This window comes from Pseudomonas sp. FBF18 (assembly GCF_024261405.1).
GTDB lineage: Bacteria > Pseudomonadota > Gammaproteobacteria > Pseudomonadales > Pseudomonadaceae > Aquipseudomonas > Aquipseudomonas palmensis.
In genome coordinates, this window is record NZ_QKRS01000001.1 from 566,669 (window position 1) to 576,427 (window position 9,759).

6 protein-coding genes are annotated in these 9,759 nt (G+C 65.3%); 1 reads left to right on the forward strand and 5 read right to left on the reverse strand.

The features are described 5' to 3' along the window. Nucleotides 1-160 precede the first annotated feature (160 nt). The 3 genes from DN387_RS02695 to DN387_RS02705 all read right to left on the reverse strand — a co-directional run bounded on the left by DN387_RS02695 (nucleotide 161) and on the right by DN387_RS02705 (nucleotide 4,266). Complete coding sequence (locus tag DN387_RS02695; protein WP_054914676.1) at nucleotides 161-2,626, reverse strand: TonB-dependent siderophore receptor; 2,466 nt, start codon at nucleotides 2,624-2,626, stop codon at nucleotides 161-163. A gap of 108 nt (nucleotides 2,627-2,734) precedes the next feature. Beyond that, nucleotides 2,735-3,697, reverse strand: a complete 963-nt coding sequence (locus tag DN387_RS02700; RefSeq protein ID WP_082405706.1) for a FecR domain-containing protein — start codon at nucleotides 3,695-3,697, stop codon at nucleotides 2,735-2,737. A gap of 44 nt (nucleotides 3,698-3,741) precedes the next feature. Further along, entirely contained in the window at nucleotides 3,742-4,266 is a 525-nt protein-coding gene (locus tag DN387_RS02705; protein ID WP_043860021.1) for a sigma-70 family RNA polymerase sigma factor, read from the reverse strand. A 206-nt stretch (nucleotides 4,267-4,472) separates the two neighbouring features. On the opposite strand from DN387_RS02705, the gene DN387_RS02710 reads away from it, so the two are divergent. Continuing rightward, nucleotides 4,473-6,164, forward strand: a complete 1,692-nt coding sequence (locus DN387_RS02710; RefSeq protein WP_054914674.1) for a molecular chaperone HscC — start codon at nucleotides 4,473-4,475, stop codon at nucleotides 6,162-6,164. Here the strand turns inward: DN387_RS02710 and DN387_RS02715 are convergent. Next, entirely contained in the window at nucleotides 6,161-8,872 is a 2,712-nt protein-coding gene (locus DN387_RS02715; protein ID WP_054914673.1) for a hypothetical protein, read from the reverse strand. The two genes, DN387_RS02710 and DN387_RS02715, sit on opposite strands and share 4 nt — an antisense overlap. Beyond that, on the reverse strand, nucleotides 8,869-9,561 hold the full coding sequence (locus DN387_RS02720; RefSeq protein ID WP_043860023.1) for a DUF1266 domain-containing protein: 693 nt from the start codon (nucleotides 9,559-9,561) through the stop codon (nucleotides 8,869-8,871). The genes DN387_RS02715 and DN387_RS02720 overlap by 4 nt, the downstream gene beginning before the upstream one ends. Nucleotides 9,562-9,759 lie beyond the last annotated feature (198 nt).

The following is a 9,759-nucleotide window of genomic DNA, read 5'->3' on the forward strand; positions in this document are numbered from 1 at the left end:
ATTAGCTTCAGGGCCCACTGAACTCCCTGAAGCCACAAACGAAGCGACCTTAGGGTCGCTTTTTTTGTGCCTGGCGTTTGGCCGCGCCTGCCATGCATCCCCCTCCAACAACGAAAAAGGCGCCGCTGAGGGCGCCTTTTCCAGACAGCCTCGCGCCGTCTTACCAGTTGTAGGTCACGTCTGCACTCAGGGTGCGGCCTTCGCCGTAATAGCAGTCCAGCCCGCCATTGCAGGCCGCCACGTACTTCTCGTCCGTGAGGTTCTGCAGGTTGGCCTTGAGCTTCACGCCCTTGACGTGCAGCGGCGATTTTTCCAGGTCATAGGACACCATGGCGTCATACACGGTGTAGGACGGAATCTGGAAAGAGTCGCCCACGTAGTCCGAACCGTAGCTGCTGCGCACATAGCGCGCGCCCAGGCCCACACCGAACCCGGCCAGTACGGTGGAAACGTCGAAATCGTAGTTGACCCACGCCGAAGCGGTCAGCGGTGGCTGCATGGCCAGGGTACGGCCTTCGCGGCCGTCGTTGATGCTGCGCCACTTGATCTGGTTGCGTGATACCGCAGCCAGCACGCTCAGGTTGTCGGTGACATTGACCTTGCCTTCCAGCTCGACACCACGCGAACGCACCGAGCCGCTCTGCACGCTCAGGCTCGGGTCGTCGCGGTCGTTGGTCAGCATGTTGTCCTGGTCGATCTGGTAGGCGGACAGCTGGATGAAACCGTCGATCGACCTGGGCTCGTACTTGATGCCCACTTCATACTGCTTGCCGTTGGTGGGGTCGAAACCCGAACCGTTGGCGTCGACACCGGACAGCGGCAAAAACGACTCGGCGTAACTCACGTAGGGCGTCACACCGTTGTCGAACGAGTAGCCCAGCCCCGCACGCGCGGTGAACTTTTCATCCTTCTGGTTGGTGTGGCCGCCGTTGAGCGGCGTCTTGTTGTCGGTTTCGGCAAAGTCATAACGGCCGCCCACGGTCAGGAACCATTTGTTCCACAGCAGTTGATCCTGGGCATACAGGCCGGTCTGGGTAATGGTGTTGTCCCAGCGGTAAGGCTGGGTGAAAGTGAACTTGCTGCCGTAGACCGGCTTGTACAGGTCGATGCCCGGGCCGCGACGGTCGTATCGGCCGAGGAACTCGGAGTTGAAGTGGTAGTAGTCCACCCCCAGCAGCAGGGTGTGGTCCAGCTCGCCGGTCTTGAACTTGGCCTGGGCGGTGCTATCGATGCCGTAGACCCGGTTGTGCTGCGCCCAGTCCACCCCGAAGCGGTCTGCCTGGTAGCTGAAGTCGTTGGCGCCGGTGACCGGGTTGGGGCCGAATGAATAGCCGTGCAGTGGCGCGACGTAGCGGTCGTCGAGGTCGGCGTAGCGTGCGTTCTGCTTGAGGGTCCAGGTGTCGTTGAGCTCGTGGGCGATCTCGTAGCCGACCACGAACTGCTCGCGGTCATATTTGTTCAGGCCCGGCTCGCCGATGAACAGGCTGCGGCTGATGCGCCCGTTGGCGGTGCTGTACACCGTGCCCTTGGCCGGCAGGCCCTGGGCTTCCGGGGTGTCGCGGTCTTTCTGGTACTGGCCGAACACCGTGACGGTGGTGCGCTCGTTGGCCAGCCAGGTCAGGCTGGGCGCCAGCAGCATGCGGTTCTGGTCGGCGTAGTCGATCTGCGAGTTGCTGTCGTTGACCACGCCGGTCAGGCGATAGAGGAACTGACCCTGATCGTCGATCGGGCCACCGAGGTCGAAGGCCCCGTACTTGCGGTCGTAGCTGCCGCCACCGATGACCACTTCATGCAGCGGCGTGGCGGTGGGGCGCTTGCTCACCATGTTGACGATGCCGCCCGGCTGGTTCTGGCCATACAGCACCGACGCCGGGCCCTTGAGCACTTCGATGCGCTCCAGGGTGTAGGGGTCGATCTGCAGCGAGCCACCCGTGCTGCCGCCGCTGTAGGGCAGGTGCAGGCCGTCCAGGTACAGCGGGGTGGGGGAGAAGCCGCGGGAGGTGGGTTCATCGAACACCTTCACCCGGTCGGCGAAGCCGCCACCGGTCATGCCGGCGGTGTAGCGCAGGGCCTCGGTGACCGACTGGGCGCCGCGCATCTTCACTTCGTCCTGGGTGATGACGTTGATCGTCTGCGGGATCTCGCTCAGGGCCGTGTCGGTCTTGGAGCCGGTGGCGCTGCGCTTGGCCACGATCCCGTCGACCGGGCCGTAGGCCGATTCGGTTGCGCGGCTGTCGATGTTGGTGGCGCCCAGCACCACGGACGCATCGGCGGCAGGCAGTTTTTCCAGCAACAGGGTCTGACCGTCCAGCAACTGCCAGGTATGGCCGCTGCCCTGCAGCAACCGGTCCAGGGCCTGGGCCAGGGTAAAGGCACCCTGCAGGGCCGGACCGGACCGGCCAGCCAGGTCGCTGGAGTTGAACACCAGACGTACGTTGGCCTGGTCGGCCAGTTGAGTGAGCATCCGGTCCAGCGCCTGGGGCGCCAGGTTCAGGGTCAGGCGCGTGGTGGTTTCGGCTGCGTGGGCCAGCGGCAGGGTCAGCGGCACTCCGCCACCCAGGGTCAGAGCGATGGCCAGCGTCAGGGTGCGGCCACTGAACGGAAAAGCGTTGGAAAGCGCCTGCATTGAAATCGTCCGTCATCAAATGTTGGTAAGAAGCGATATTTATGAGAAGTATTCGCGTTCAAACCAACGACGATTCATTGCCGTCAACCTTGCCAACAAAATCCGGATTTATTTTTCTTCGACGCTCTCGCGGTTCATCACCAGGGTCAGCCACGGCAGTTGCACGACCCGCAGCGGTTGGGTGCGCGCCAGGGTACTGAACATCTGCGCACCGTCGTCCAGGTTGAACACCCCGCTCACCGCCGTGCTCGGCAATTGCCCCGTCACCACCAGTGCGCCGGGTACATAGCGCCCGATTTCGCTGACCACCTCGTCGAGTGGGCGTCGATTGAAGATCAGCTTGCCGCGCTGCCATGCCGCATCACTGGTCAGGTCCAGCGGGCGCGTGGAGGACGGTGGCAGGCCCTGGGCATAGTCCAGTTGCTGGGCCGGTTCCAGGCGCGCGCTCTGGCCACCGGACGTTACCTGCACCACGCCCTCGCTGACGCCGACCCGCACCTGCTGTTCGAGCAGGTTCACGTCGAACCGGGTGCCCAGTGCCTGGGCCGTGCCTGCGGCGGCATGCACCACGAATGGACGCGCCGGGTTCTTGCTGACCTGGAAAAGCGCCTCGCCCTTGATCAGGTCGATATCGCGACGCGTGGACGAATAGCGCACCGACAGTGCGCTGGCGCTGTTGAGCCAGACCTCGCTGCCATCCTCCAGCACCAGGTGCCTGCGTTCGCCGACGGCGGTCGACTGGTCGGCCATGTACACCTTCATTGGCTGCCCCAACTGGGTCACGGCCAGCACCGCCAGCCCGGCGGCCAGCGCAGCCCATCGCAAGGGTTTTGCACGGCGTTGGGGCGCTGGCGGCACGAAGGATTGCGCGGTGGCCGTCTGCGCTACCCCGTGCCACATCTGCTCGGCCAGCCGCGCCGCTGCTTCGTGCGCCGGGCTGCGCTGGCGCCACTGGCGAAACGCGGCATGATCCGACTCGCTGGCATTCCCCGACATCAGCATCACCCACTGCTCGATGGCCTGATCCTCCAGCTCGACAGGGGATGGTTGGGAAGGGTTGGGTCTAGTCATGATGAGGGGCTGCTGAAACCTTCAGAGGGGGCGTACCGGGCATTCTAAATAGATTCCGACTGACGTAGCCAATCGCGGCAGTGCCGCATGGCTTGCACAATGTACTTGCCCACCGTGCTTTCGGACACGTCCAGGCGCACGGCGATCTGTGCATGGGTCAAGCCTTCGAGGCGATTGAGCAGCAGTGCCAGGCGCGCCTTGCTGGGCAACTGGGCCAGGCTGCGGTCCAGTTGTTCGATTGCTTCGGCAGCCAGGAACTGCTTCTCGGGGGAGGCGAGGGGGTCGCAGACGTCCAGGTTGTCACTGACGTCGTCATGCAGCGCCGAGCGTCGCTGTTCCTGGCGCAGGCGGTCGATGGCAAGGTTGCTGGCAACGCGAAAGACAAAGGCACGCGGTTCGAGAATCTGCGCCGTATCGGACAGGCTGGCCAGTCGCAGGTAGGTGTCCTGGGCCACGTCCGCGGCCTTTTCCACATTGCCCATGCGCCGTGCAAGAAACGCCAGAAGGTCGGCGTAATGCTCCTGGAAGGCGCTGACCAGCGGGTTGACGGCGGAGGTTGGGGTGGACATCCATTGTGCTCGTGCGACGTAATGCGCAAGCTTATCTCAAATGAGAATGACTATCATAGATATGTTTTTTTACAGGTCAGGCCTTTTTCGCCGTGTGTGCATTCGTTGTTTGTCGAGGTGGGGGGTTCAGTTAAAGTAGGGCGCCTTTCAGCAGGCCGGGCGAGCTCCGGCCGCTGGCCGATGACGACCACTGCCAGAGACCTCATATGCAGGATGCAACCCCCGCCGCCGCGCCCTTGCTGGGCATTGACCTGGGCACCACCAACAGCCTGATCGCCGTATGGCAGCAAGGCCGTGCCCAACTGATCCCGAATGCCCTTGGCGAGGTGCTCACCCCCTCGGTGGTCAGTATCGATGACGACGGCAGCATCCTGGTGGGGCGCGCCGCCCGTTCGCGATTGACCACCCACCCCGATCGCAGCGTCGCGGCATTCAAGCGCTTCATGGGCAGCGAAAAGCGCCTGGAGCTGGGCGGGCAGGCATTCAGCCCCGAAGAGCTCTCGGCCCTGGTGCTGGGCTCGCTGAAGCACGACGCCGAGGCCTTTCTGGGCTGCGCGGTGCACGAGGCGGTGATTTCGGTGCCGGCCTATTTCAGCGATGAACAGCGCAAGCGCACCGTGTTCGCCGCCGAGCTGGCGGGCCTCAAGGTGCAGCGCCTGATCAACGAACCGACCGCCGCCGCCATGGCCTACGGCCTGCACGAGCAGAAATTCGAGCGCACCCTGATCTTCGACCTGGGGGGCGGTACCTTCGACGTCACTGTGCTCGAATACGCCCTGCCGCTGATCGAGGTGCATGCTTCCACCGGCGACAACTTTCTTGGCGGCGAAGACTTCACCGAAGCGCTGCTGCAGGCCTGCCTGAAGGACTGGGGCATGACCCTGTCCAGCGTCGAACCGCAGGCGCTGGCGAGCCTGTACGACAGCATCGAACTGCTCAAGTGCAAGCTGGGCGAAGGCCCGCAGACGGTCTACTGGAAGGGGGCCGGCGAGCCCCGCGAGTGGACCCTGGACGAGCTGGGCGCGCAGACGATCTGGGAGCCGCTGCTGGGCCGGGTGCGCGCGCCCATCGAGCAGGCCCTGCGCGACGCGCGGCTGAGCCCGCGCGACCTCGACAGCCTGGTGCTGGTGGGCGGTGCCACGCGCATGCCGGTGGTGCAGCAGATGGTGGCCAAGCTGTTCGGCCGCCTGCCGTACCGCCACCTCGACCCCGACACCATCGTCGCCCTGGGCGCTGCCAGCCAGGCGGCCTGCAAGGCGCGCGACTCGGCCATCGAAGAGCTGATCCTGACCGACGTATGCCCCTACACCCTGGGCATCGAGACCACCCGCGGCGCCAACATCAGCGGGGTATTCTCGCCGATCATCGAGCGCAACACGGTGATACCGACCTCGCGGGTGCAGCGCTTCTACACCTCCCACGAGCAGCAGAAGACCATCAACGTCGAGGTCTACCAGGGCGAGCGGCCGTGGGTGCGTGACAACATCTTCATCGACAGCTTCGTCGTCGAGCTGACCCCGATGGACAAGATCCAGTCACTGGACATCCGCTTCAGCTACGACATCAACGGCCTGCTCGAAGTCGACGTGACCCTGGTGGACACCGGCAAGCGCCACAGCCACAGCATCGACCGCAGCCCCACCGGGCTGGATGAAGAGGCGCGCCAGAACAGCCATCAGCGCCTGGCCGGGCTGAAGATCCACCCGCGCGATGCATTGCCCAACCGAACCCTGACGGCGCGCCTGGAGCGCGCCTGGATGCAGTGCCTGGGCGATGAGCGCGAGCAGATCGGCACCTGGCTGAGCGACTTCAGCCAGGTGCTGGCCACCCAGCAGTCCAGCCTGATCGCCAGCCAGCGCCAGCAGTTGAACGAGGCGCTGGACGCACTCAACCTCTAGCCGATCAGGCGCCGCAGCACAGCCTGCAGCCCGCCGCTGAGGGCGTCGGGGTCATGATGCTCCGGCGACACGCCCCAGCGGTTGGGCAGCACGTCGCCGGGCATCACCACCAGCACCAGCGGCAGGAACGGCAGCGCTACCGACAGTGCAGCCAGCAGCACCATCACCACGATCCCGTGGCCGATGTCGTGCAGCCGGCGCAGGCAGGTGCCGAACAGCAGGGCCAGGCCCAGGCCGATCTTGACCATGGCCTCGGGCGCATCGCTGGAGGTGATGGCAAGCACCAGGGTGACGAAGAACCACAACATCAGCTGGCCGACGAATGCGCCACGGCCCAGGCGCGTGTTCCAGCGCCAGAAGGCCCAGGGCGATACTGGCTGAAGATCGGCCTGGGCCAGCAGCAGGCGCTCGCACCAGGACAACACCGCGGTCAGCGCAAAGCGCAGGCCGATACCGGTGCTGGGGTCATCCTTGGCCTTTTGCAGCTGCTTGAGCACCTTGAGGCGCGGTACGCCGACACGGCCGTAGCGGATCAGGCCCTTGAGCGTATCCATGACCTGGTAGAACACCGCGCTGTCCATGCCGTAGGCATCGAGTTTCTCGCGCGGCGGCCGGTTCGGCTCGCCCTTGATCAGGCCGCTGCGAAAGGCTTCGAACCACGGCTCTTCACTGGAGATGTCGGCCATGGTGCGCAGCAGCACGCGGTGCTGTTCGGCATCCAGTGCCGGGTCGTGGTAGAGCACCGCCCAGAACAGCATCATGCCCAGCAGGTCGTCGGCGAAGGCCTCTTCGTCCTTCTGGTAGCTGGCCAGCAACGCCAGCGTGCTGGGCAGGCGCGCACTGCTCAGGGCCTGGTCCGGCGCGGGCAGGCTGTCGGCAATGGCTTTTTGCAGCGGGTCGCGGCTGTCCAGCCAGCCCAACAGCCCATCGAGGTTGCCTTGTTCCTGCAGCAGGTTCAGCAGCAGGGTATGGACCTTTGCCAACGGATGGCCGGGTGGGCACTGCAGGGTGTCGAGCATGCTCGGCGTCACCAGCGCCAGCCAGCGTTGTGGCGCCTGGGCCAGGGCCAGCATGAACAGTGCCTGGCGGTGCCAGTGCCACAACTCGGCGCCGGCCGGGGCGGGAGGCAGCACCACGCCTGCGGCGCCCAACTCGCATTGCATCTCCAGGCCGAACGGTACCGGCATCATGGCGCGCGGGCTGAAGGTCTCGTGCAGGCGGGCCAGGGTGCGCCCGTCGTAGGCGCGCAGGCGGCGCAGCCAGTCGCGGCACAGGGTGGTGGCGCCGTCCTTGAGCACGTCGGGCAGTTGTGGGTGCGGCGAGTTGCTGTTCAGGAACGCCTGGATCGCCAGGGGGATCGGCGCCTGTTGCAGCCAGGCCAGTTGCTGTTGGGCCTGGTAGCGCAAGCCGTCGAGGATCAGTTCATCGATCAGGTGGCTGCTTTTCGGTTCGTCGAGCACCTGTTGCAACAGCGCGGCGTCACCGCAGTGCAGGGCCCAGGCGTGACGGTACAGACGCTGCAGGGCCGGGTCCGGGTGTTCGTCGATCAGGCTGGCGAGCAGTTCCAGCTCACGCTCATCGGTGGCCCGCCAGTCGACGAACTGCCCCGCGATGCCGTCCAGTTCCAGGCGCGCGGCCTGGAACCAGCGCGTCAGGGTTTCCGGGCGCTGCGCCGGGCTGCCCAGGGTCTGTTCGTCTTCGCTCAGGTCGTCGGGCCAGGTGCGCACCGGTGCCAGGCGGTCGAAGGCCTGGATCATCAGCGGCAGGCGTTGCGGCTGGTGCGCGGTGCACAGGTCCAGCAGCTCGCGGGCGGCCACCGGGTGGCGGAACTCCAGCCACAGGCGGCTCCAGCACGACAGCGCTTCTTCTTCCTTGCCCAGCAGGCTGGCCTGGCAGGCCAGCTGGTACAGCGCGTCGACATCGTCGGGCTGTAGCGCCTGGCGTTCGACGCACAGCGCGTACAGGCTCGGGCTGGCCACCCCGGCCTGGCCGATCTGCAGCAGCAGGCGTTCGACCAATGCGGCGTCCGGGGGCAGGGCGACCACGGTGTGTTCCCGGGCGAAAGCGGCCAGTTCGAACAGCGGGCGGTTGTTGTAGAGGTGGTCCAGGCTGCGCAGGTACCACAGGGTTTCCAACTGCGCAGCCGTAGACCAGTCGTTCATCAGGCGCATGTCGAACGGGTCGGGGGCGGCGAAGCGAGCCAGCAGCGTCTCGACTTCCTGCGCCTCTTCGAAGCCCAGGCGCAGCAACTGTTTGTCCCAGGCCAGGCGCTTGGCCAGTACCTGCACGCAGGCATTGGACAGCTGGCCGGCTTCTTCCAGGCGCCACAGCAGCTCCCAGCTTACGTCCTCGAGTTCTTCGAGGGGCAACTGGTCGAGCTCACGCAAGTAGTCCTGCCAGGCATCGACGTTGTAGCGCCGGGCCGGGTCGGCGAGCATGCGGGCGAAGGTGGCGATGACCGGGTGCACGCGGGGCGGGCGCGGCGGGCGTTCTGCGTAGGCCTGTTCTTCGCCGGCGTCCTCGTCGTCTTCGTCATCGTCATCCGTGCGGGTGGCGAGCTTGAGCGCATGCTCGTAGGCCTGGCGCAGCAGTTGGAAGCCCTGCGGGTCGGTTTCGGGGTGAAACTCCGGCAGGCGGGCGCGGTAGGCGCCGCGGATGACGTCCTGGTCCTTGGTGGGCTCGATGCCCAGCTTTATCCAGCAACTCATGACCAGGTGCCCTCCTCGAGCGAATCGGGCCGGGGCGGGTAGTCCAGCGGCAGGTCCCAGGGCAGGCTGGCGAACAGTGCCTTGCCGCGCTTGAGCATGTTCATGATGATGCAGCGGTTCCAGTGCTCGGCGCCCTGGCGGTCGATACGGTAGGGGTAGACGTCGTCGTCATGGCTGGAGCAGTTCCATAGCGATTTGCCGAACATGTAGCCGGCGATGTAGGTGTCCCAGCTGTTGTAGAAATGGCGTGCGCGCAGTGCCAGGCGGCTGTGCAGCCAGAGGCTTTCGGGCTCGGTGATCAGGTTCTCGAACACCCCGGCGCGCAGCAGGTAGCCCATGCGGCCCAGGTCCCAGGCGCGGGTGCCGCCGAAGCCGCAATCGGCATAGGTGCGTGCGGCAAATTCATAGTTGGCGCGCTCGCGCGGGCCCAGCTCGTCAAGCAGTGCCTGCCATTGGCTGGGTTGGCGGCGAGGGTATTGCCAGTAGGCGTCGTTGAGTTTTTCGGCGTGGCCGGTGTCGGCCATGCGCAGCATGTCGAGCAGCTCGCGGCGGTTGTTGATGCCCCACCATTTTTTCAGGTCCAGGTCCCCTTCGGCTTCGAAGTAACGGGGGGAGGTGAGGCTGGCGCCGTTGAGGGCGGCCATGGGGGCAGAAAGGGCGTACAGCCAGTGCTGTTCAATCTCTTCCATGAATAGAAGGCTCCGGGGTCGACGGGGAATGGGCGGGGTCGACCGTAATGGCGCGGATTGTAGAGAGGCGGGGCGGGTGGGGCAATTGGATCCAGATTTTTTCGGCAGTGGTGTCTACCGGTGCTGGTTTTCTTGCTCTTGCTCTTGCTCTTGCTCTTGCTCTTGCTCTTGCTCTTGCTCTTGCTGGTGCTGTTGCTG